18 protein-coding genes and 1 tRNA gene are annotated in these 22,749 nt (G+C 62.0%); 10 read left to right on the top strand and 9 right to left on the bottom strand.

The features are described 5' to 3' along the window. Nucleotides 1-105 precede the first annotated feature (105 nt). Entirely contained in the window at nucleotides 106-1,002 is an 897-nt protein-coding gene (locus tag ACZYTC_RS05415; RefSeq protein WP_488989089.1) for a tyrosine-protein phosphatase, read from the top strand. 41 nt (nucleotides 1,003-1,043) lie between these two features. On the opposite strand, the gene ACZYTC_RS05410 is transcribed toward ACZYTC_RS05415, so the two are convergent. Next, a tRNA-Ile gene (locus ACZYTC_RS05410) sits at nucleotides 1,044-1,119 on the bottom strand. Nucleotides 1,120-1,267: 148 nt separating this feature from the next. Between ACZYTC_RS05410 and ACZYTC_RS05405 the strand changes: the two genes are divergently transcribed. Both ACZYTC_RS05405 and ACZYTC_RS05400 read left to right on the top strand, forming a co-directional pair. Further along, on the top strand, nucleotides 1,268-1,981 hold the full coding sequence (locus tag ACZYTC_RS05405; protein WP_488989088.1) for an SIMPL domain-containing protein: 714 nt from the start codon (nucleotides 1,268-1,270) through the stop codon (nucleotides 1,979-1,981). Between the two features lie 191 nt (nucleotides 1,982-2,172). Further along, complete coding sequence (locus tag ACZYTC_RS05400) at nucleotides 2,173-2,658, top strand: Lrp/AsnC family transcriptional regulator (RefSeq protein WP_434957038.1); 486 nt, start codon at nucleotides 2,173-2,175, stop codon at nucleotides 2,656-2,658. A gap of 49 nt (nucleotides 2,659-2,707) precedes the next feature. On the opposite strand, the gene ACZYTC_RS05395 is transcribed toward ACZYTC_RS05400, so the two are convergent. From ACZYTC_RS05395 to ACZYTC_RS05380, 4 genes are all read right to left on the bottom strand, one after another. Beyond that, on the bottom strand, nucleotides 2,708-3,193 hold the full coding sequence (locus ACZYTC_RS05395; RefSeq protein ID WP_434957039.1) for a hypothetical protein: 486 nt from the start codon (nucleotides 3,191-3,193) through the stop codon (nucleotides 2,708-2,710). A gap of 177 nt (nucleotides 3,194-3,370) precedes the next feature. Continuing rightward, nucleotides 3,371-3,844, bottom strand: a complete 474-nt coding sequence (gene greA, locus ACZYTC_RS05390) for a transcription elongation factor GreA (protein ID WP_149254640.1) — start codon at nucleotides 3,842-3,844, stop codon at nucleotides 3,371-3,373. A gap of 122 nt (nucleotides 3,845-3,966) precedes the next feature. Continuing rightward, on the bottom strand, nucleotides 3,967-7,272 hold the full coding sequence (gene carB / locus ACZYTC_RS05385; RefSeq protein ID WP_488989087.1) for a carbamoyl-phosphate synthase large subunit: 3,306 nt from the start codon (nucleotides 7,270-7,272) through the stop codon (nucleotides 3,967-3,969). 235 nt (nucleotides 7,273-7,507) lie between these two features. Beyond that, entirely contained in the window at nucleotides 7,508-7,732 is a 225-nt protein-coding gene (locus ACZYTC_RS05380) for a hypothetical protein (protein WP_441772309.1), read from the bottom strand. A 160-nt stretch (nucleotides 7,733-7,892) separates the two neighbouring features. Here ACZYTC_RS05380 and ACZYTC_RS05375 point away from each other — a divergent pair, with 160 nt between their 5' ends. After that, on the top strand, nucleotides 7,893-8,342 hold the full coding sequence (locus ACZYTC_RS05375; RefSeq protein WP_488989086.1) for a hypothetical protein: 450 nt from the start codon (nucleotides 7,893-7,895) through the stop codon (nucleotides 8,340-8,342). A 90-nt stretch (nucleotides 8,343-8,432) separates the two neighbouring features. Here the strand turns inward: ACZYTC_RS05375 and ACZYTC_RS05370 are convergent, their stop codons facing one another. From ACZYTC_RS05370 to carA, 3 genes are all read right to left on the bottom strand, one after another. After that, the gene (locus tag ACZYTC_RS05370) at nucleotides 8,433-9,302 is read right to left on the bottom strand and encodes a LysR substrate-binding domain-containing protein (protein WP_488989085.1); all 870 of its coding nucleotides are present in this window, start codon (nucleotides 9,300-9,302) and stop codon (nucleotides 8,433-8,435) included. Nucleotides 9,303-9,741: 439 nt separating this feature from the next. After that, nucleotides 9,742-10,806 (bottom strand): extensin-like domain-containing protein, encoded by a 1,065-nt coding sequence (locus tag ACZYTC_RS05365; protein WP_434957044.1) that lies wholly within the window; start codon nucleotides 10,804-10,806, stop codon nucleotides 9,742-9,744. A 20-nt stretch (nucleotides 10,807-10,826) separates the two neighbouring features. Beyond that, nucleotides 10,827-12,026, bottom strand: coding sequence for a glutamine-hydrolyzing carbamoyl-phosphate synthase small subunit (carA, locus tag ACZYTC_RS05360; RefSeq protein ID WP_454814474.1), 1,200 nt, complete (start codon nucleotides 12,024-12,026; stop codon nucleotides 10,827-10,829). 245 nt (nucleotides 12,027-12,271) lie between these two features. Here carA and ACZYTC_RS05355 point away from each other — a divergent pair, with 245 nt between their 5' ends. Together ACZYTC_RS05355 and ACZYTC_RS05350 are read left to right on the top strand one after the other, a co-directional pair. Next, the gene (locus tag ACZYTC_RS05355; RefSeq protein ID WP_434957046.1) at nucleotides 12,272-12,733 is read left to right on the top strand and encodes a GatB/YqeY domain-containing protein; all 462 of its coding nucleotides are present in this window, start codon (nucleotides 12,272-12,274) and stop codon (nucleotides 12,731-12,733) included. Between the two features lie 74 nt (nucleotides 12,734-12,807). Next, nucleotides 12,808-13,947, top strand: coding sequence for an alpha/beta hydrolase (locus ACZYTC_RS05350; protein ID WP_434957047.1), 1,140 nt, complete (start codon nucleotides 12,808-12,810; stop codon nucleotides 13,945-13,947). 3 nt (nucleotides 13,948-13,950) lie between these two features. Here ACZYTC_RS05350 and ACZYTC_RS05345 read toward each other — a convergent pair whose 3' ends face one another. Continuing rightward, nucleotides 13,951-14,877 carry an NAD-dependent epimerase/dehydratase family protein gene (locus ACZYTC_RS05345; protein ID WP_488989084.1) on the bottom strand — a complete coding sequence of 309 codons (927 nt, stop codon included), beginning with the start codon at nucleotides 14,875-14,877 and terminating at the stop codon, nucleotides 13,951-13,953. Between the two features lie 56 nt (nucleotides 14,878-14,933). Here ACZYTC_RS05345 and ACZYTC_RS05340 point away from each other — a divergent pair, with 56 nt between their 5' ends. The 4 genes from ACZYTC_RS05340 (at nucleotide 14,934) to rpoD (ending at nucleotide 22,438) form a co-directional block, all read left to right on the top strand. Further along, nucleotides 14,934-15,872 carry a LysR family transcriptional regulator gene (locus tag ACZYTC_RS05340; protein ID WP_488989083.1) on the top strand — a complete coding sequence of 313 codons (939 nt, stop codon included), beginning with the start codon at nucleotides 14,934-14,936 and terminating at the stop codon, nucleotides 15,870-15,872. Nucleotides 15,873-16,370: 498 nt separating this feature from the next. Further along, nucleotides 16,371-17,699, top strand: a complete 1,329-nt coding sequence (locus ACZYTC_RS05335; protein ID WP_488989082.1) for a porin — start codon at nucleotides 16,371-16,373, stop codon at nucleotides 17,697-17,699. A gap of 308 nt (nucleotides 17,700-18,007) precedes the next feature. Continuing rightward, the gene (gene dnaG / locus ACZYTC_RS05330) at nucleotides 18,008-19,915 is read left to right on the top strand and encodes a DNA primase (RefSeq protein ID WP_488989081.1); all 1,908 of its coding nucleotides are present in this window, start codon (nucleotides 18,008-18,010) and stop codon (nucleotides 19,913-19,915) included. A gap of 513 nt (nucleotides 19,916-20,428) precedes the next feature. Then, entirely contained in the window at nucleotides 20,429-22,438 is a 2,010-nt protein-coding gene (gene rpoD / locus ACZYTC_RS05325; protein WP_488989080.1) for an RNA polymerase sigma factor RpoD, read from the top strand. Nucleotides 22,439-22,749 lie beyond the last annotated feature (311 nt).

Genomic DNA, 22,749 nt, shown 5'->3' with positions numbered 1-22,749 from the left:
CAATAATAATCAGCAGTATAGATTTATCGCCGGCGACACTCTTGCAACGCACTTCCCATTAAGCCGGCACATCAATCTCAAAAATTCGGCTTCAGGATGCAAAAAATGCCACCCTTTTTCATGAAAATAAGGGACATAATCAGGGATATATTTAGAAACATTGATAACATAATCTCATTTATTCTAATAAATCTAATGATAATTGCGGCAATTTTCGCATCAATTTATGAAAAAATAAGTACGGATCGCTCCATCGCCCTTGCATCGCTGTCGATCCTGTTCGCGCTGCTGCTGTCTTATTACAGATTGAAACAACATGTCCGCTACAACCCAGGATCTTCCCTGAGACACCTGCTTCCACGCGTCTTGCTTGCACGGTCGAAAGGGGGCAGCCGTGCCTGCGGATGGCTCTCCAGAACCTTGTTCTGGAGCATCTCCGCCGTGGCTATCTATGTCGTGGTGCTCATCTGCTGGGGCAATTTCGGCACGGTGATTCGCGGACAGGTCTATCGGTCCGCTCAACTCGGCAGCGCCACGATGTCATTCAACGTCCAGCGCTATGGCATCAAGGCCATCATCAATCTGCGCGGCAGCAATCCCGGCCAGGATTGGTATGATAGGGAAGTCGCCGATGCGAAGGTGCTCGGCATTCACCACATCGATTTCCGGATGTCGGCCAAGCGGGGGCTGAGCCGGGAACAAGCCGAAGAACTCATCGCCTTGATGGCGCAGGCGCCAAAACCGCTGCTGATCCACTGCGCTTCCGGAGCCAACCGCACCGGCCTTGCCGCCGCCCTCTATGTCGCCGCAATCGCCAAGGCCGGCCGCGAGAAGGCGCAAGCCCAATTGTCTCCCTTCTTCGGGCACTTGTCCCTGCCCTTTTTGCCCGGCTATGCCATGGACAGAACCTGGGAGGAATTCGCCCAGTGGCTGAACAAGGTTGGGCACGAACCACACCCTGCGCTGGCTAGGTCGGACGGCAACACCACCGACCTGCAATGACCGATAATCGCGCCAGGCTAGCGAATTCCTGTAAGGAGTTCTGGTGGGCCCGGAGGGACTTGAACCCCCAACCAGACCGTTATGAGCGGCCGGCTCTAACCATTGAGCTACAGGCCCGGCTGTGCCAGACGGGGCATCTATAGGCAGAGTCTTGTCCAGGTTCAATCGGCTATCCGCAATTGCGATGCCTGCCGCAAGCCCGTCATCATGCCGCCGCCTTCGATTGCAAGGTTCCACTCGCAATTTTTATCACTGGAGTTCATCGATGCTACCGTCCTTCGTCGCCCGCCCCGCCCTCGCCGCCTTGCTGCTGGCCGGAGCGCTCGGCGCCGCCCAAGCCGAAGATTTCAAGCGCGTGATCGCCATCAATGGCGAGGCGACGGTCGGTGCCAAGCCGGATCTGGCCTATGTCAGCGTTGGCGTGCAGAGCGCAGGCAAGGTGGCGCGCGACGTGCTGACCGCCAATTCCAAGGCGACCGGCGAGGTTCTCGCCGCGCTCAAGGCAGCCGGCATCGATCCCAAGGACCTGCAGACCTCGGGCTTCAGCGTGCAGCCGGCGAGCCCACAGAACGGCAAGTTCTCGTCGAGTTCCGAAGATGGCCCGGCCATTGCGGGCTATACTGTCTCCAATACCGTGAACGTGACGCTGCGCGACCTGCCCAAGCTCGGCGATATCCTCGACAAGGCGGTGAGCGCCGGCGCCAACAGCGTCGAGGGCATCCAGTTCGTCGTCTCCGACCAGTCGGTCCTGCTCGACGGGGCTCGCAAGACCGCCCTGGACGATGCGAGGCGCAAGGCCGAGATCTATGCCAAGGCCTCCGGTCTGCGCTTGGGCAAACTGGTGGATCTGAGCGAGAATACTGGCCCGATCGGCGGCGGCCTCTATCGCGCCAAGGCCGTGCAGGATTCGGTGCCGATCGAGTCCGGAGAGAGCGCGCTGAACGTCACCGTATCCGCACGCTTCGAGCTTGAAGACTGACCCTTCGCGCTCCGCCAGTATCGAACAAGACTCCACGGGCCAGCACGGCATTTGCCGCAGTGCTGGCCCGCCGATTTTCCGCACACGCAAGTTTGTTTCACGCAGCAAGGCCGATTGGGTAACAAAGATGCTTGCCTGGCTGTTCTCCCCGGTTTAGGACGGCTTAACCGCTCTTAATCGGAATGCTTATCGTGCGCGCACGCCTTGATGCTGTTGACTGGAAAATCCTGCAGGAACTACAGGCCGATGGTCGCATGACCAATGTGGAGCTGGCCAAGCGCGTCGGCATTTCCGCGCCCCCCTGTCTGCGGCGTGTGCGGGCCCTCGAAGATGCCGGCGTGATCAAGGGTTACCGTACCCTGCTCGACGAAACCTCGCTCGGTTACGAGATCACCATCTTCGCCATGGTCAATCTGACCTCGCAGGCCGGTGCGGATCTGCAATCCTTCGAAACCTATGTGAAGAATCAGCCCCTGGTGCGCGAATGCTGGATGCTGTCCGGCGACGTCGATTTCGTGCTCAAATGCGTGGCGAAGGATCTGCGCTCCTTCCAGGCTTTCGTGGCCGAGCTGACGGCAGGGCCGGCCGTGCGCAACGTCAAGACGGCGCTGACTCTGCGTTCCATCAAGGACGATCCGATCGTTCCCCTCGAACTCGACGTGAGCGAAGGGGCCTGACCCCGATGCGGTTCAGCTGGGCGTGCTTGCCCATCTTGAGGGAACCGTATCAAGCCTGAACCAGCTTGCTCAGCAGCCAATGCGCGTAGCTGGAAGCCAGCCAATCATACCGGCGCGGTGTCGGATCAGGCACTTCAGCAGCGGCATCCACCGAGGTCGTGGTAGCGAAGAGCGGGAAGCTCTTGATCACGCCCCCCGATGACGACAGCGTGATGCGGCCATCGAGCGTGTCGACACTGTCGAAGCTGACCAGGCCACCGTCGGAATCCACAGGAAAACTGATGTCGGTAAGCACGACCGACAATGTCGCTCCGCCCTTTGCGCCGGGCTGGTAGCGCGAGCCGAGCTGACGGACGAGATTGCGCTGAAGATAGGGCGGCATGCGCTGGAGCCAGAGATTGCCGCTCCCGCTGACCTGAACCCTGCGGATGACGGGAATGGCGGGATTGTCGCCATAAGAGGTGGCGCAACTGGTGAGCAGCAGACCGGCGCCAATGGTCAGGAAGCCCCTGCGCCCGATACGTTCCGAAGTCATGGTACCCTCCTGCTCGCGATACGCGCTCTCTATAGATACTCGCTCTCTATAGAACGTGCCGTCTCCCCAATCGAAGCAAATTCATGCGACCATGTCGTCCTGTATCCAACAGCAAAACGCCGCACCCGGCGAGGATGCGGCGCACTGCGTTACAGGGGCCTGAAATCAGCGGTCGGCTCAACGCCAGGCGACGTTGGCGATCTCATAGGCCTTGGGGCCTTTGGGCGTGTTGACCTCGACGGAGACCCCGATCTTCTTGCCCACCAGAGCGCGGGCGAGCGGCGAACCGATCGAGATCTTGCCGGAGCGGACATCGGCCTCGCTCTCGCCGACGATCTGATAGGTCTTCTTTTCCTCGGTGTCTTCGTCGATCAACGTGACAAGGGCCCCGAATTTGACGGTGTCGCCGGACAGCTTGGAAATATCGATCACTTCGGCGCGAGACAAAGCATCTTCGAGTTCGGCGACACGGCCTTCATTATGGCCCTGAGCTTCCTTGGCCGCGTGATATTCGGCGTTCTCGGAAAGGTCGCCATGGGAACGCGCTTCGGAAATCGCCGCGATGATGCGCGGCCGTTCAACCTGCTGGCGTTCCTTCAATTCTGCCTCGAGCGCGGCATAGCCTGCCGGCGTCATCGGGATCTTGTCCATTGCTTCGTCTTCTCTTTCCAAACGCAAAAAAGATACGCGCCGGACGGACTTTCCCGGCGCGGCTGACATATCGGTTTTGCAATTTTACGGTACCCTCCCCCCACGGGAGAGGGTGCCTCCTTTCAGAAATAGGATTGCAGCGGCCGCACTTCCAGATCCCCGCCCTTATGGGCTTTGATCCCTTGCGCAGCCGCCACCGCTCCGAAGAGAGTGGTGTAATATGGGACTTTATGCAAGAGGGCGGCACGTCGCAACGAACGCGAATCCGCCAGGGCCTGGGCCCCTTCCGTGGTGTTGAACACCAGCTGGATGCTGCCATTCTTGATGGCATCGACGATGTGCGGACGCCCTTCCAAGACCTTGTTGATACGCGTGGCGTTGACGCCATGGCCGGCAAGGAATTGCTGCGTGCCGTCGGTCGCGACGATCGAAAAGCCGAGCTCGGCGAGCAGCCGCATCGAATCGAGGATACGCGGCTTATCGCTCTCCTTCACCGACACGAACACCGTGCCGCCTGATGGCACGGTGACACCGGCTCCAAGCTGGCTCTTGGCGAAGGCGACGGCATAGTCGCGGTCGAGACCGATGACTTCGCCGGTCGAGCGCATTTCGGGGCCCAGCACCGTATCGACACCAGGGAAGCGCGCGAAGGGATGCACCACTTCCTTGACCGCGATATGGTCGAGCTTCTTGGCTTTCAGGTTGAAGGAAGCCAGGCTTTCGCCCGCCATGACCCGGGAGGCGATCTTGGCGATCGGCTCGCCGATCACCTTGGCCACGAAGGGCACCGTGCGCGAAGCGCGCGGATTGACCTCGAGCACATAGATCAGGCCGTCCTTGATGGCGTATTGCACATTCATCAGGCCTCCGACATCGAGGGCCAGGGCCATGGCCTTGGACTGGCGTTCGAGTTCGTCCAGGACCTCGGGACTCAGCGAGCGCGGCGGCAGCGAACAGGCCGAATCGCCGGAATGGATACCCGCCTCCTCGATATGCTCCATGATGCCGGCGACGAAGACATCCTTGCCATCGGCGAGCACGTCGACGTCAACCTCGACCGCGTCGGAAAGATAGCGATCGAACAGCAGCGGGTTCTTGCCCAGCAGCGTGTTGATCTGGCCCGTCTTGTCGTTGGGATAGCGCGTCTTGATCTCCGGCGGCACCATCTGCGGCAGGGTACCGAGGAGGTAATCGTCGAAGGCAATTTCGTCGCGGATAATCGCCATGGCGCGTCCGCCCAGTACATAGGAGGGACGCACCACCAGCGGCAGGCCGAGATCGGCGACGACCAGGCGCGCCTGCTCGACCGAATAGGCGATGCCGTTCTTGGGTTGGCGCAGGCCGAGCTTATCGAGCAGGCGCTTGAAGCGGTCGCGGTCCTCGGCAAGATCGATCGCGTCGGGCGTGGTGCCGAGGATAGGAATGCCCGCCTCCTCAAGCGCCGCCGCCAGCTTCAGCGGCGTCTGCCCGCCGAACTGCACGATCACGCCGTGCAGGGTTCCCTTGGACTTCTCGACGCGCAGGATCTCCAGCACGTCCTCGGCCGTCAGCGGTTCGAAATAGAGGCGGTCAGAGGTGTCGTAGTCGGTCGACACCGTCTCGGGATTGCAGTTGACCATGATGGTTTCATAGCCCGCATCCGAAAGCGCGAAGCAGGCGTGGCAGCAGCAATAGTCGAACTCGATGCCCTGGCCGATGCGGTTGGGACCGCCGCCGAGAATGACGATCTTCTTGGCGTCGGACGGATTGGCTTCGTCGGCCGGCGCGCCAGCGAAGGGCGGCGCATAGGTCGAGTACATATAGGCGGTGGGCGAGGCGAATTCGGCGGCGCAGGTATCGATGCGCTTGAAGACGGGATGCACGGCAAGTTTCGTGCGCAGGTTCTTTACCGTTCCTTCCGGAACGCCGGCCAGTGCATCGAGGCGACGGTCGGCGAAGCCCATGGCCTTGAGGCTGCGCAGGGCACCCTGGGTCTGGGGCAGGCCGATCGCGCGCACCTTCTGCTCGGTCTCGACGATGCCGCGGATCTGGGCCAGGAACCAGGGATCGACTTTGCACACGCCGTGGATCTCGACGTCGGACAGGCCGAGGCGCATGGCCTGGGCGATGTTGAGCAGGCGGTCGGGCGTCGGCTTGCCGAGAGCGGCACGGATGGCGTTCTTGTCGTCACCCTGGCCAAGGCCGTCGATCTCGATCTCGTCGAGGCCGTTGAGACCTGTTTCGAGCGAGCGCAGTGCCTTCTGCAAACTCTCCTGGAAGGTGCGGCCAATGGCCATCGCCTCGCCGACCGACTTCATCGCGGTAGAAAGGATCGGCTCGGCGCCCGGGAATTTCTCGAAGGCGAAACGCGGGATCTTGGTGACGACATAGTCGATCGTCGGCTCGAAGGAGGCCGGCGTCGCCCCGCCGGTGATGTCGTTCTCGATCTCGTCCAGCGTATAGCCGACGGCGAGCTTGGCGGCGACCTTGGCGATCGGGAATCCGGTGGCCTTGGAAGCCAGCGCCGAAGAGCGCGAGACGCGCGGATTCATCTCGATGACGACGAGGCGTCCGGTAGCCGGGTCGACGGCAAACTGCACGTTGGAGCCGCCGGTTTCCACCCCGATCTCGCGCAGCACCGCGATCGAGGCGTTGCGCATGATCTGGTATTCCTTGTCCGTCAGCGTCAGCGCCGGTGCGACAGTGATGGAGTCGCCGGTATGCACGCCCATCGGATCGATGTTCTCGATCGAGCAGACGATGATGGCATTGTCCGCCTTGTCACGGACGACCTCCATCTCGAACTCCTTCCAGCCGAGCACGCTCTCCTCGACCAGGACCTGGCTGGTCGGCGAAGCATCGAGGCCGCGCTCGATGATGTCGATGAACTCGGCCTTGTTGTAGGCGATGCCGCCACCCGTGCCGCCCAGCGTGAAGGAGGGACGGATGATCGCCGGCAGGCCGACATGGTCGAGCGCCTCCAGCGCTTCGGTAAGGCTGTGGGCCAGGCTCGAGCGCGGCGTCTCCAGGCCGATCTTGGTCATGGCCTCGCGGAAGCGCTGGCGGTCCTCGGCCTTATCGATGGCGTCGGCATCGGCGCCGATCATCTCGACCCCGAATTTCTCCAGCACGCCCATCTCGGCAAGCTTCAGCGCGGTGTTAAGCGCGGTCTGGCCGCCCATGGTCGGCAGCAGCGCGTCCGGGCGCTCCTTCTCGATGATCTTGGCGACGATCTCGGGCGTGATCGGCTCGACATAGGTCGCATCCGCCAGATCCGGGTCGGTCATGATCGTGGCCGGGTTGGAATTGACCAGGATGACGCGATAGCCCTCCTCGCGCAGGGCCTTGACGGCTTGCGTGCCCGAATAGTCGAATTCGCAGGCTTGGCCGATGACGATCGGGCCAGCGCCGATGATCAGGATGGAGGAAATATCGCTACGTTTTGGCATCGCTCGTCCGATTTAGGAGGGCCGGCATGAAAAAGCCGCGGAGGGGACTCCACGGCCGGATATTCACGGTACCAGCCGATCTCAATCGGCCCGAACACGATTCGGGCCGATTGAGATCGGCTGCGGCGGATCGAGCGGTTCGACTAAACCATTTTGGCGTCTTGCGAAAGGGGCCGAATGCCGACCTGAGCGGAAAGTGACGATCGTAACAGAAATTGTGGGCTCGATGGGCGGCTCAAAGCGGCCTGCGCGTGGTGCATTTCGTCGTCTGGCCGCCGGGCATGCGCACGATATGGACATAGAGCTTGTCGCCCGAGCCGAAATCCATGACATAGGTGTCAATCACCTTGCCACCGCGTTGCAGGAGGCTCTGACAGCTGTCCTTGGTCTGGGCCTGAGCCGCGACCGGTGCGGTGATCAGTCCGGCTGCCAGGACGGCGCGAATCAAACGTAGGCCCATGTCATTCCCTCCTGGCGGTGAGATCCTGTTCGGGACCGATGAAACCTGCCCGGCCACGATAACGCAAGGGAAGCATGTGTCAGCCGCGAAAATGGCCTAATCGTGCCATCATGGTTGGCCATCTCCGCGAGATCTGCCCATTTGGCCGTGGAAAACGCCCATGATCAGCCTACGCCTCGCCATCCTCGCCAGTTGCTTCGTTCTGAGCGCCTGTCGTCTCACCGAGGCCCCCGTTTCAGGCCAGGCCGGGGCACTCGCAGGCTTCGGCGCAACGGGCCTGTTGCTCGACCAAGGCAAGCCCGTTCCGAATATCCGCATTCGCGCGACCTCCTCACACCTGCCAAGCCACAGCATGCTTACCACCACGGATACGCAAGGACGCTTCCGCCTCGATGCGAGCGGTATCGGCGGCAACCGTGACGTTCTGCGAATCGAGGCGAGCGGCGAGGATTATCATGCCGTCGGTGAGATCTCGCTCACCTCCCTGGCCTTCACCTGCGAGCTCGAAAGCAATGCTCTCTATGCTTCGGACAGGCAGGGGCGTTTCTGGAGCGGCAATGACATAGAATGGAAGCCCGGCCAGCCGATCAAAGCGTTGAGATGCCGATAAGCTGCTTCGGACATCCTGTCCGCCCTTCCTTCCAATAAAACCCTGCGCTCGTGGAGATGAAGGGCGGACAGGATGTCCGCGCTCCGGCCCTCACCGCGCCTGCGACAGCACGAAACGCCGAAAGGCCGCTACCTTGGGCAGAGCCAGGGCGCCGGCTGGATAAGCGAGATAATACCCATAGCCGAGCGTGACTTGTCGGTCGAACAGCGCCACCAGGCGCCCCTGGCGGATCAGCCCCTCAACCACACTGCCGACGACCAGACCGACCCCCTGACCGGCCATGGCAAGTTCGATCAGCACGTTCTCGTCGTCGAATACCGGCCCGGCCTGTGCCAGAGCCGGATCGAGGCGTGCCACGGCAAGCCATTCGCGCCAGTCGCTGCGATCCTGATCGTGCAGAAGGCTGGCGCGGGCAAGGTCGGCGGGTTCGGCCAGGCGCAGACGCTCGGCATAATCAGGCGCGGCCACTGGCAGGGTGACCGACGGGCCGATCAATTCCGCCGTGAGGCCCAGCCATTTGCCGAGGCCGCCCCGAATGGCAAGGTCGATGCCTTCGGCCACGATATCCAGCGGCGTCTCGGTATGACGCACCGAAATCTCGATTTCGGGATGGAGCTCGGCAAAGCGGGGCAGGCGTGGTGCCAGCCAGCGGGCGCCGAAGGAAGGCGTCGTGGTGATCGAGAGGAGGCTCTGCGCGCGCCTGATGCCGGCAACCGCCCGCTCGATCTCGCCGAAGGCAGCCACGGCTGCCGGCAGCAATTGCTGCCCGGCAGCGGTTAGCTGAAGGCTGCGCGTGGTGCGCTGGAACAATTTGACGCCGAGTTGCTCCTCCAGCACCCGAATCTGATGCGAAACCGCCGCCTGGGTGACGTTCAGCATCTGGGCTGCGCGGGTGAAACTCAACGCCTTTCCCGCCACGGCGAACACGCGCAAGGCCGGCAGGGATGGCAGTGTTTCCATACGCTTCACTCACAAGAAAAACTTATGAAACAGGCACAATATTCAAACTGAACTCGTTTGCCGATTACCCAATATTTCCTGAGAATGGCTGCCATGTCACCAAGCTTTTGCAAGCGGTGAGGAGGTAACCTATCATGATTGATTCTTATCTAACTGCCGGCCTGACCAGAGGCCTTAGCCTTGCCCTGTCACCGCAGGCTGCGCTGCGGGGCACCGAAGTGGCACAGATGGAGGAGCGACGAGCTTATCGAGAAGAAAATCAGCCGCACAGGCGGGCGAGAGCCACAATCACGACGCGCCTGGCCCGGTTCATGCGTCTGTTCCGAGCCAAACCGGAGCCGTCATCGCGGGAGATTGCGAAGACTGCCGGCTGCCGCGGCTGAGGGCCGGCCCGCCGGCAAGAGCGGGCTCGGCGCGCGGACCAGCAATGAGGCTGGTTTTACCGGCAGCTCTTCCAGCGGCCGAGATCCATATGGAAATGGTCTTCGTGGTAGCCATCCGAACCGGGGCCCAGCACGACCTGGAACACGCCGCAGGTCACGCCATGCACCTGTTTCAGGAAGGCCGACTTGGCACCCCCGCCCTTGAAGTCATGACGGACGGTGATTTCCTTGCCGCTCGCGGTAATATAGCCGGAAATGTCGATGGCATTGCCCTTGGCATGCTCGGAGAGCTTGGCGCCGCGAATGTTGTTCATGCCCCGGCAGACATAGGAAGCAGCCACCTTGATGGCAACGACGTTCTCGCCGAGATACTGCTTGGCGGCAGCCTGCATGCCGGCCTCCCAGCGCACCAGCCCGTTGACCATGGCGTAGTCGACGGTCGCGGCCGGCACCAGCGTGGTGCGGCTGCCCGGCCCCAACGCCATCAGGCGATAGGGCTGCCCCACGCTGCAAGCCCCCTTGACGATGGCGGCCTCGGGGACCGCACGCGCCAGATTGTTGATGGCAATGCCCGCGCCCGGCAAGGCACCCAGCATGGCGACCTTGGTTTCCGGCGGCGGTGCATTGAGGCCAGGATTGGTGGTCATGCGGTCATCGATGCCACCGGGCCGGCGCACGGGCAGCGGCACGAAGGCATGTGACAAGGTTCCGGGTGGCAAGCCACCGTCGGGCTTGGCATTCGATGCGGCGTTGGCTTGCGCCGGCGCCCCATCGGGCTCTGGCCCGGCCACGTCGATATCTGTATCGGGGCGCGCAGGCGGCAAGGGTGTATCGGCGGCATAGGCGGACACCACGGGAGAGTCATTGCCGCGGGGTCGCTCCGGTGGGGTGGGCACGCCGCCATGGACGATCAGGTCCGGCAGGCCTTCCAGCCCGGTCGAAGCCCGGATGGCCCGCATTTGATTGGGCTTGGGCTTGAGGGGCGGCAACGGCTTGGCGTTCGCCGCGGCGATGCTCTTCTGAAAGTAGTCCGGCAGGGGGACCAACGGTCCATCTGCCGTTTGCGCCACCGCAGTGCCGCAGAAAACAGTCAGGAAGAGACAGGCGACGCTTGCTCGCATGCACACTGCTCCGTTTTCGATCAGGCGTTGTGTTGCGCAACTGCGGCAACACCATGGCGAGACGCCATGTTTTCGACAAACCGCTTAAAGAGGTAGTGACTATCCTGTGGGCCGGGCGAGGCCTCGGGATGATGCTGCACAGAGAAGACCGGCTTGCCGGTGACCGCGATACCACAATTGGAACCGTCGAACAGCGAGGCATGGGTTTCGACCACGCCAGCCGGCAGGCTGTCGCGATCCAGCGCGAAACCATGGTTCATCGAGACGATCTCGACCTTGCCGGTGGTGAAATCCTTGACCGGATGATTGGCGCCGTGATGGCCCTGCTTCATCTTGGCCGTACGGGCGCCAAGAGCGAGGCCGAGCATCTGGTGGCCGAGGCAGATGCCGAAGATCGGGATATCTTTTTCGAGCAGCGCCTTGATCGCCGGCACGGCATATTGGCCGGTCGCCGCAGGATCGCCGGGGCCGTTGGAGAGGAAAATGCCATCGGGTTCAAGCGCGATGATCTCCTCGGCCGGTGTGGTGGCGGGTACCACGGTGACGGCGCAGCCGGCCGCGGCCAGCAGGCGCAGGATGTTGCGCTTCACGCCGTAATCGATGGCGACCACCTTGTATTGCGGCGCCTCCTGCTTGCCAAAGCCCTGCGACCATTCCCAGGTGGTCTGGTCCCAGTCGAAGCGCTGCGCGGTCGTGACCGGGGGCACTAGATCGAGGCCGTCCATCGAAGGAAGGCCGGCGGCCTCGCGCTTCAGAGCCTCGACGTCGAAATTGCCGTTGGGATCGAAGGCGAGCACTGCATTGGGCATGCCGCCCTCGCGGATGCGTGCCGTCAGCGCCCTGGTATCGATGCCGGCAATCCCGGCGATGTTGCGAGCCTTGAGCCAGGCATCGAGATGGCGGCTGGCACGGTAATTGGCGGGCTCAGTGATCGGCGCATGCAGCACCACACCCCTCACCCCGGAGGAAGAGGCCATGTTGACCGTCTCGATGTCCTCGTCATTGACACCGACATTGCCGATATGGGGGAAAGTGAAGGTGATGATCTGGCCGGCATAGGAAGGGTCGGTGAGGATTTCCTCATAGCCCGTCATCGCGGTGTTGAAGCACAGTTCGCCCGCCGCCTTCGTCACGGCGCCGAGCCCGATGCCTTCGATCACGGTGCCGTCTGCGAGGACCAGGAGCGCGGTCGCCTTGGGTTCCGCCCAGCCATTTTCCATGTCTCTGTCCTTCGCGCTCGCTTGTGTGACGGTCATTTTCATCTTAAGTGCCGGATGAATGGCGGCGGCACATTTGGCTCCGCCCGGCAGGCGCGGCGGAAAGTAGGGGGCGGACGGCTTGCCGTCAACCCTTGGTGACGCTCAAAATCGTAAGCAAATTCAATGATTTGAGACGGAGCTACCAAATATTTCGCTGCTGCGTGCCGCTCGGTGAACAATTTTGATTCCAGGAAAGGTAGGGCACCATGTCTCTGCGCGACGATTTCACCACCGCCGTCAAGGACGCCATGAAGGGCGGCGACAAGGCCCGCCTGTCGGTCGTGCGCATGATCCAGGCCGGGTTGAAGGACCGCGACATCGCCGCCCGCGGCGGCGAGCATGACGGCAAGATCCCGGAAAGCGAGATCCTGTCCATGCTGCAGAAGATGATCAAGCAGGCCCAGGAGACGCTGGAGACCGCCGTCAAGGCAGGCCGCGAGGAAATGGCCGCAGCCAGCAAGGCCGAGATCGAAACCCTCTCCTCCTTCCTGCCCAGGCAGATGGACGTGGCCGAGACCAAGGCCGCCATCGCCGCCGTGGTGACCGAAATCGGAGCCGCCGGCGTCAAGGACATGGGCAAGGTCATGGCCGCGCTGAAGGAGCGTTTCGCCGGCAAGATGGATTTCGGCAAGACCAGCCCGCTGGTCAAGGAAGCGCTCGGCGGTTAAGGACGTCTAAATTCCAGGCTTTCCCGAGACCGGCGCGCCCGCTAGATTGCCGGCCGTGCAACAATGAGGCCGGCATGGCGCCCTTCCCACGCTTCCTGGTTCGGTTTTCGGTGGTCCTGCTCGCCGTGGCCGGCTTGGCGTCCTGCGCCGACCGGCCCGGTGCGCTGATGCTGCATCCGGTCTCGGCATCGCCGGGTATCGGTACGCCGGTCAACATATTGGTCGCCACCACGCGTCAGCGCTCCGCCACCGACAAGAACGACTTCACCACCAAGCGCAATTTCGGCGTGAGTTATGAGGCCTACACGATTTCGGTGCCGCCCAACCATGTCGTCGGCAATATCGAATGGCCGAAGAAGCCTCCCGGCAATCCTGCCGTGAACTTCGTCGTTACCGGTTCGACGGCCCTGGACCAGGCGCGTTTCGACGCAGCCGTGGCAAAGGACACCAAGGGCAGTGGCGAGGTCATCGTCTTCGTGCATGGCTACAACACCAACTACCAGGAAGCCGTCTATCGGGTTGCCCAGCTCGAGAAGGACAGCGGCTTTCCGGGAGCGGTCGTAGCCTTCGCCTGGCCCTCGCTCGGCACCTTGACCGGCTATGTCGCCGATCGCGAGAGCACCACCTATTCGCGCGACTATCTTGAAGCCACCCTCAACGGCCTCGCCCGCACGCCGGGTGTGCGACGCATCCACATCATCGCGCATTCCATGGGTAATTGGCTGGCGGTGGAGACCCTCCGCCAGTCCAAGATCCGTGGCAACTCGGCCTTCATTCCCAAGCTCGGCGAAGTCTTCCTGATGTCGCCGGACATCGACATCGACGTCTTCCGCACCCAACTCGACACCATCGGTAAGCTGAACCAGCCTATCACGGTCGGGATCTCACGCGACGACAGGGCACTCGGCTTCTCGCAGCGACTGGCAGGGGATGTGCCGCGCGTCGGCAATGTTCTGATCGACAACAAGGAGGCCCAGCAGGCCATCGCCCATTACGGCCTGCGGGTGATCGACATGTCGGATGCCCAGAGCCTGGATTCGATGAATCACAGCAAGTTCGTCGGCCTGCTGCCCTCCCTCAGCCAGATGGCCAAGAGCGACGCGGCGGCCGCCCGCGGCAATCCGATCTCGCGCACCGGTCTGTTCGTCGTCAATACGGCCGGCACGCTGCTGCAGACTCCTCTGCGTTTGGGTGAAGCCATCGTCGGGCAGTGATTCTCAGGATTTGAGAAAGCTGGCCGCAGTGGCCGAAATCCCCTGCTCGAGCGGCATCGGCCTGAAGCCGAAAGAACGCTCGAAACTGCCGCCATCGACCAGAAAGGGGCGGTCGTGCTGATAGGCCGTCTCGGTCCACTCCCGTAGAAAAGGCACGAACGCCCCCATCAACCTCTGCAGCCAGCAGGGGAGCGCCTGCAGGCGAGGTTTTACGCCGAGCGCCGTAGCGGCCATGCCGATGATCTCGCGCGGCGTGCGCGCCGGCGCACAGGGCATCATCCAGGCCCGGCCATAGGCCTCGTCCGAAGCATCGGCGAGCAGGATCGCGGCCGCAGCGACATCCGGTGCATAGGCAAAAGCATGGGGCTCGTCGGCGGCGATGCCGAGTTGGGCGGAGCGGCCGGCGGCAAGACGGCCGATGGCCTCTTGGCCAAGCACCGAAAGCGTCACGCCGGGGCCGTAGAAATCCGTCACCCTCAAGGCTGTGGCCGTCACCGTGCCGGCAGCCTGCCATTGCTGGGTGATAGCGGCGCGCACTCTGCCCTTGCGACCGGGCGCATCGAGGGGCGTGTTCTCATCGAGCGGCCCGGGCTGGGGGCCGTGCATGTAAAGGTCGTCGACAAAAACCAGACGTGCCCCGTTCGCCTCGCAAGCCGCTAGCATATTGGCCATCAGGCGGGGCCAGTCCCTCTCCCAGACGGCCGCGTCATAGGCGAGCCCGATGGTGCAGATCAGCACGTCGTGCCCGTGCAGCGCGGCCGTCAGGCTGGCCCGGTCAAGAGCATCGCAGGCATGGAAATGCACGCCGGACGGCAGATTGGCTGGTTCCCGCCGCTGAGCGACCAGCGCCTCGCGGCCGGCCTCCGAAAGCTGCTGTGCGATGGCGCGGCCGATGGGGCCGTAACCCAGGATCATGATTTTGGCAGACATGGTGCGTTCTCCTTGATGAGGAGACGCTAGCAAGTGCCCTATCATAACTCCAATGCATGGTTTATATTTACTATATGCGCGACGTGCATTTGAAATCGATCGATCTCAACCTGCTGACGGCGCTCGGCGCCCTGCTCGCCCAGCGCAGCGTCAGCCGCGCGGCACGCGAGATAGGCCTCAGCCAGCCGGCGATGAGCCGGGCACTCGATCGTCTGCGCCATCTGTTCGGCGATGAACTGATGCTGCGCTCGGGAGCCGGCATGGTGCTGACAGCGCGCGCCGAGGCGCTGGTGCCGCAGGTGCAGGAGATCCTGGCCGATATCCGCGCCCTCGTTGCCGAACCGCTCTTCGATCCCTCGACCGAGCGCCGCACGCTACGGATTGCGGCCGTCGATTCGCTGACCACCCTGCTCTTTCCCGGCGTGATGGCCCGTCTGCTCGAAGAAGCGCCGCATGTCGATCTGCGCGCCATGCCGATCGGAACGGACATCGCCCGCCGTCTCCAGAGCGGTGATGTCGACCTGACCTTCGCTCTGGCCAACTACCCGCTCGCGGCCGGAACCCATAGCGAGATGCTGATGGACGATCGCCTCGCGCTGATCATGCGGCGCGATCATCCAGCCGCCCGGAACGGACCGCTCAGCCTCGGCGCCTATGCCGCCCTCACTCATGTCACCGTGTCCGTCTTCGGCGACGGCAGCACCGAGGCGGATGCGGTGCTGGCCGCGGCTGGGCTGGAAAGACGCATCGGCCTGACAACGCCGCATTTCACCTCGGCGCTGATGGCCGTAGCCCGCACCGACATGGTGACCATGCTGTCTCGTGCCTTCGCACGCCAGTTCGCTCCGGCCTTCGGGCTCATCCTCCTGGAGCCCCCGATTCGGCCGACGGCCTTGGCCGTCACCATGGTCTGGCATGCATCCCGCAAGCATGACCGCCTGCTTGCCTGGCTGCGGGACGTCTTCAGGCAGGTCGCCGCCGAAACCGCGGAGTGAACGCCTCCGCGGCACTGACCGTTTACGTCCCGCAATCAAATTCAACTTCTGAGCGTAATCACGTAAAAACGCAGATCACGCGCGAATATCCGTCTGCAATTGCGCCCTGTTTTCGCGGTGAAGGCTGTTCCATTTCTAGAACAAATCGGTCGAAAACATGGGGGATTTTCCTTGCGATGCCTGAGCATTTCCCCCGGACCGCAATAATAATCAGTTTATCTTCAATTATATACAGTTTTAATAAAACATATCTTTAGTTTCATCAAATTGTCACAAAACACAATGTGGCTTTTTAGAGACACTATTCAGTTATTAAAACGTCATATCAGTTGTCTGTTGCAAACGTTGTTGTGAATCTCCTCGGGATTTCGCAAAGACACTTCGGCTCTCGTTTCACGAGCATCCGGCTCCAAACGCCCTTTTTGGGCGAAAGCCTGTGCCCGGCTCGAGACGAGCCAGCCCAAAGTACCCAACTCAATTTGCTCAGTGAGCCTTCAGATGACGATGAAATCTCTCCTCCTCGGCGCCGCGGCTGGTTTCGCCGCCCTTGCCACCGCCCAGGCCGCCGACCTCCCCATGACCAAGGGGGAAGCCGTCGAATATGTGAAGGTCTGCTCGGCCTTCGGCCCCGGCTTCTTCTACATCCCTGGCAGCGATACCTGCCTCAAGATCGGCGGCGAAATCCGTGCCGACTATCGCTTCTACAACCAGAGCGGCGACGGTGTTACTGGCCGAAACAATTTCAGCGGCGACCGTTACAAGCAGAACCGCAACAACCATAGTAGCGCCTTCAACACCGAGGCTCGCATCTCCTTCGACGCCCGCACGCAGACTGAATTCGGCCTGCTGCGCTCTTTCTTCCAACTCAGAGCCAATAGCCATCCAATTCCGAGCAATTGGAGTGTCGGCAGCGATACGTCTGGCAACACCTTCTCGATCAAATATGCATACATCCAGTTCGGCGGCCTGACAGCCGGGTATGCTCACTCCTTCTTCGGCTTCTATGACCTCGACTACGGCAATACGATCTGGGGGCCTTACTACGCCCAATCCAACGTCGTGAACCTGCTGGCCTACACGGCCGATTTCGGCAGCGGCTTCACAGCAACGCTGTCGGTCGAGGACGGTCGTGACCATCGCCAGAACGCCTTCCAGACTATACAGGGCGGGCAACAGGTCCCCGACATTGTCGGCCAGATCCGTTTGAAGCAGGATTGGGGTTCGATCGCCGTCCAGGCCGCTGCGCATCAATATCGTACGGCCGAGCCCGCGGTTGACGCCGCCGGCATCCCGATCGCCCCTGGCACCGTAGGCTACTATCCTCGCTCCAATAAATGGGGATACGCGGTCGGAGGAAGCTTGCTGCTGAACATTCCAGCCCTCGACAAGGGTCACTTCGTAATCGAAGGCCAGTATGCCGACGGCGCTCTCGATTATCTCGGAATCGGCAGCACCAAGCTCAAGGGCCAGGACTACTTCGTGACGTCCAACAATCGGACGATCGATGGAGGCAAGGGCTGGTCGGTAACCGCTGAACTTGGCGGCAACTTCACGCCGCAATGGGGGGCCAACCTGGTCGGCGCCTATATCGACACCACCTATGACAAATTCAGCAATCTCGGCGACCGCAAGGTCCAGGAGTATTCGCTGACGGGCAATCTGACCTATACGGTCGTCAAGGGCCTGACCGTCACCGGCGAAGTTACCTACACCCATCAGCAGATCGACAATCTGGCCTTCGTGCCAGCGGCCGGTGCGCCGGCCATCGCCCGCGACGCCAAGTCGGATTTCTGGATGGGTGGCGTGCGCATCAAGCGCACCTTCTGATCCGTCATTGCGATCATCGCATCAAGGGAGGCCCGGCTTGCGCCGGGCCTTTTTTTCGTGCGCTCCGCGCCATGCCGGGATCAGGATCAAAAGAAATCCGCAAGATCTCGGCCAACGGTTCCTCCCTGCGCGTGACGATCACACGCAATCATCGAGAGCGGCGTTTTCATGTCCGCAAGCCGCCATTCTGCTACCTCAGGCGTGAACGGAAGGTGCGCCCTGAGGACAGCGGGGAAAGATTCGACTCATCCCTTCCGTGCTAGAGTGACACTCTTGCGCCTGCGGCCTGCGTCCTCACATAAGAGCCCATGAAATATCCGCCTTCCCTGCTCGACGAAATCCGCGCCCGGCTACCTGTGTCAGAGGTGGTGGGCAGGCGCGTCAAGCTCAAGAAACAGGGCCGGGAATGGCGCGGTCTTTCCCCTTTCAATGCCGAGAAGACGCCCTCCTTCTATGTCAATGACCAGAAGGGCTTCTATCACTGCTTCTCTTCGGGCAAGCATGGCGACATCTTCCGCTTCCTGAGCGAGGTCGAGGGGATCTCCTTCCCCGAAGCCGTGGAGCGTTGCGCCAACGATGCGGGCGTCGCCCTGCCCAAGATGACGGTGGAGGATGTCCGGCGCGAGGAGCAGCGTGCCTCGCTGCACGAGGTGATGGAACTCGCCGCCGCCTTCTTCCAGTCGCGCCTGCAGGCGCGCGAAGGTGCGGCGGCACGCGGCTATCTCGCCGATCGCGGCCTGACGCCGGCGATCCAGGCCGAGTTCGGCATCGGCTATTCGGCGAATGAGAAATTCGCCCTGCGCGACCATCTCGCCGGCAAGGGTGTCGACCGCGACGCCATGATCGAAGCGGGCCTGCTCATCCATGGCGAGGACATCCAGGTCCCCTATGATCGCTTCCGCGACCGCATCATGTTCCCCATCCATGATGCGCGCGGCAAGGTGATCGCTTTCGGCGGCCGCGCCATGGACAAGGAAGCGTCCGCCAAATATCTCAACTCGCCCGAAACCTCGCTCTTCCACAAGGGTGCCTGCCTCTACAACCATCACCGCGCCCGCAAGGCTGCCCATGAGAAGGGTGGCGTCATCGCGGTGGAGGGCTATGTCGACGTCATCATGATGAGCGTGGCGGGGTTCGGTCACACGGTCGCGCCGCTCGGCACGGCCTTGACTGAGGATCAGCTGAACCTGCTCTGGCGCATGAGCGAGGAACCGGTGCTGTGCTTCGACGGTGACAAGGCCGGGCGGCGCGCCGCCTATCGCGCCGTCGACGTCGCCCTCCCGCAGATCGCGCCCGGCAAGACGCTGAAATTCGCGCTTCTTCCAAGCGGCCAGGATCCGGACGAACTGGTGCGCAGTTCCGGTGCGACCGCCGTGTCGGAAGTCCTGCAGGGCGCCCTGCCGCTGTCCGACATCCTCTGGGAACGGGAAACGCAAAGCGGTGACTTTTCCACGCCGGAGCGGCGGGCCGCGCTCGAACGCAAGCTGATGGATACGCTGGCGCCGATCCGCGACGAGACGGTACGCAAGCACTATCGCGCGGAAATGGACAACCGCCTGCGCAGTTTCTTTGCCTCCGCCCGGGCCACCCAGTCCGGCTTCGGCGGTGGCCAGCAACGGGCCTGGCGCCAGAGCGGCGGCCGGCGCGAAACGGCCCAGACTGCCCATGTGGTGACACCCGCCGTACGGGAAAGCGCGCATATGCGCGGCGGTCATGGCACCATACCAACCCGTGAGGCCTTGATATTGGCGGCTCTGGTGGCACATCCGCATTTGCTCGACGCCCATTGCGAGTTGCTGGCCGGGCTCGAATTCGACAATGTCGAAGCTGGCCGGTTGCGCAAGGCGTTGATTGACTGCGTGGCGCACGGCTTGCGCGAATCAGTTGAGATCGAAGCCGAACTCAAGACACTTGGATTCGAGCGTTTGCTGGTGCATACCGCCGCTCTGACCGTTCCGGGGCATTTTTGGGTGCGACGGGACGCCGCATTTCCTGACGTTCGGGACGGTTTCCTGCATACAGTGGCCTTGCATCATAAGAATCGCGCGCTACATAAGGAGCTTAAGCACGCTGAGGCGGCTTTGGATCGGGACTTCACTGAAGAGAATTGGGCTCGGCTCACTGATATCAAGGCACAAATCGCCGCGATGGAAGGAACCGAGGCAGTGATCGAAGGGTTTGGAGCTTCCTCCGGGCGGACTTCGCGGGCTGTGTAGGAACCATCAGGGTTAACGGCGGATTAGCCTTTACCCGGGTAGTGATAGCACCAGTTCCTGGAACTGGAATTTCGATTCTACCAGTCGCCGCAAGGCGTTGCGAGGTTGAACGGAAGGTCTTCCCAGGGCTCTGGAGCAAGGCTGTGACAAGTCGGGTGGCTCCGGATACCGGATGCTGCCCTTTTTGGTGTTGGCAAACGGGGTGCCTGTGGCGGGAACCCCTCGCCAGGTCAGGGTTTGGAACTGGAGTTTAGGCTCGAGGCCAGGATCCTGCGCCAAGGCCTTGAAGTTGTTTGGAATTATTCGGAGGCGCCTTCCGGCGAATCTGAAGATTTCCATATCGGGTGTCGCACAGGGTGTGCGGATGCGCCAGTGCTTACGGGCCGAAATCTGTGGCCCGGGGGAATTGGTAGTGGCCAGGCTGGTCCTGGTGGAACGTTGTGCGGGATTTCCGAGCTCTACCCGGCGGGGCGAGCTGCGAAATCCTGCTTGAGCGAGTGAGGGAAAGCAACGATGGCGAAAAAGGAAGCTGACAAGGAAGAAACGCCGGACACCGAAGCGCCGAGCCAGGACAGCCCCTTGCTCGACCTCTCGGATGCCGCGGTTCGCGCCTTGATCAAGCGCGCCAAGAAGCGTGGCTACGTCACGCATGAAGAGATCAACAACGTCCTGCCTTCCGATCAGGTCGACGGCGACCAGATCGAGGACGTGCTCGCCATGTTCTCCGAGATGGGGATCAATGTCGTCGAGAACGAAGAGAACGAGGAGCCCGAGGAGGCTGCTCAGGGCGAGGAGGAGGAAGCCGAAGGTGGCGACCTCGTCGAAGCCACCACCTCTTCGCGCGCGATCGCTTCCACCACCACGGCCAAGGAGCCGACGGATCGCACCGACGATCCCGTGCGCATGTATCTGCGCGAGATGGGAACGGTGGAGCTGCTGTCGCGCGAGGGCGAAATCGCCATCGCCAAGCGCATCGAGGCCGGCCGCGAGGCGATGATCGCGGGGCTTTGCGAAAGCCCCCTCACCTTCCAGGCCATCATCATCTGGCGCGACGAGCTCAATGACGGCAAGATTCTCTTGCGCGACATCATCGACCTCGAAGCGACCTATGCCGGCCCCGACGGCAAGAATCCGCCGGCAGTGGCGGGCGAAGGCGAGGCTGAGGCCGGCGAGGCCGAGCAGCAGCAGCAGCAGATGGACGACGACGCCTTGCCGCCGATGGACAGCGACATGGACGAAGACGACATGGAGAACAACGTGTCGCTCTCGGCCATGGAAGCCGAGCTCAAGCCCAAGGTGCTCGAGACCTTCGATCGCATCGCCGATGACTACAAGAAGCTGCGTCGCCTGCAGGACGTGAATGTCGAGAGCCGGTTGCAGAACCGCTCGCTCTCGCCGTCGCAGGACCGCAAATACAAGAAGCTGAAGGAAGAGATCGTCGTCAACGTCAAGAGCCTCTCCCTCAACCAGGCCCGTATCGATGCCCTGGTCGAGCAGCTCTACGACATCAACAAGCGCCTGATCAGCTATGAAGGCCGCCTGATGCGCCTGGCCGAGAGCTATCGCGTCGATCGGACGGACTTCCTCAAGACCTATCAGGGCTCGGAGCTTGATCCCAAGTGGATCCTGCGCGTCTCCAAGCTCGGTTCGAAGGGCTGGCGGGAGTTCGTGGCCCACGAGCTCGAGACCATCAAGACGATGCGCGAGGATATCCATAACCTCGCCACCGAGACCGGCCTCGAGATCACCGAGTTCCGCAAGATCGTGCATATGGTGCAGAAGGGCGAGCGCGAAGCCCGCCAGGCGAAAAAGGAAATGGTGGAGGCCAATCTGCGCCTCGTCATCTCCATCGCCAAGAAATACACCAATCGCGGCCTGCAGTTCCTCGATCTGATCCAGGAAGGCAATATCGGTTTGATGAAGGCGGTCGACAAGTTCGAGTACCGTCGCGGTTACAAGTTCTCGACCTATGCCACCTGGTGGATCCGGCAGGCGATCACCCGCTCGATCGCCGACCAGGCCCGCACCATCCGCATCCCCGTGCACATGATCGAGACGATCAACAAGATCGTGCGGACGAGCCGGCAGATGCTGCACGAGATCGGACGCGAACCGACGCCGGAGGAACTGGCTGAGAAGCTCGCCATGCCGCTCGAAAAGGTGCGCAAGGTGCTCAAGATCGCCAAGGAGCCGATCTCGCTGGAAACTCCGATCGGCGACGAGGAGGATTCACATCTCGGCGATTTCATCGAGGACAAGAACGCCATCCTGCCGATCGACGCGGCCATCCAGTCCAACCTGCGCGAAACGACCACGCGCGTGCTGGCTTCGCTGACCGCCCGTGAGGAACGCGTGCTGCGCATGCGCTTCGGCATCGGCATGAACACCGACCACACGCTGGAAGAAGTCGGCCAGCAGTTCTCGGTGACGCGCGAACGTATCCGCCAGATCGAAGCCAAGGCTCTGCGCAAGCTCAAGCATCCGAGCCGCTCGCGCAAGCTCAGGAGCTTCCTCGACAACTGATCCCTGCCGGGATCACCGGCATCTCAGCGACAATCTTCGGTGAAGATTGTCGCCATTGCTGGTCCTTCAGACGGAAAAGGGCTTCTCCGACATCGGAGAAGCCCTTTTTGTTGCGCAGAACAATCTGCGTGGCACCCGGCTGGGACCGCGGACGTCTCGTCCGCTTCTTCCCATCCTCGCATGGCGTTTCCAAGAGCGGACGGGATGTCCGCGGTCCCAGCCCCTGCGTTTCCTGCAAGGATATGGGCACCAATGAAAAGGGCTTCTCCAACACGATGGAGAAGCCCTTTGTACTTGGGTGAAGCGACCGT

The organism is Labrys sp. F242, assembly GCF_057813875.1.
Note: the sequence above shows the minus strand (reverse complement) of the source record. Positions and strands in the feature narration are given on the sequence as shown.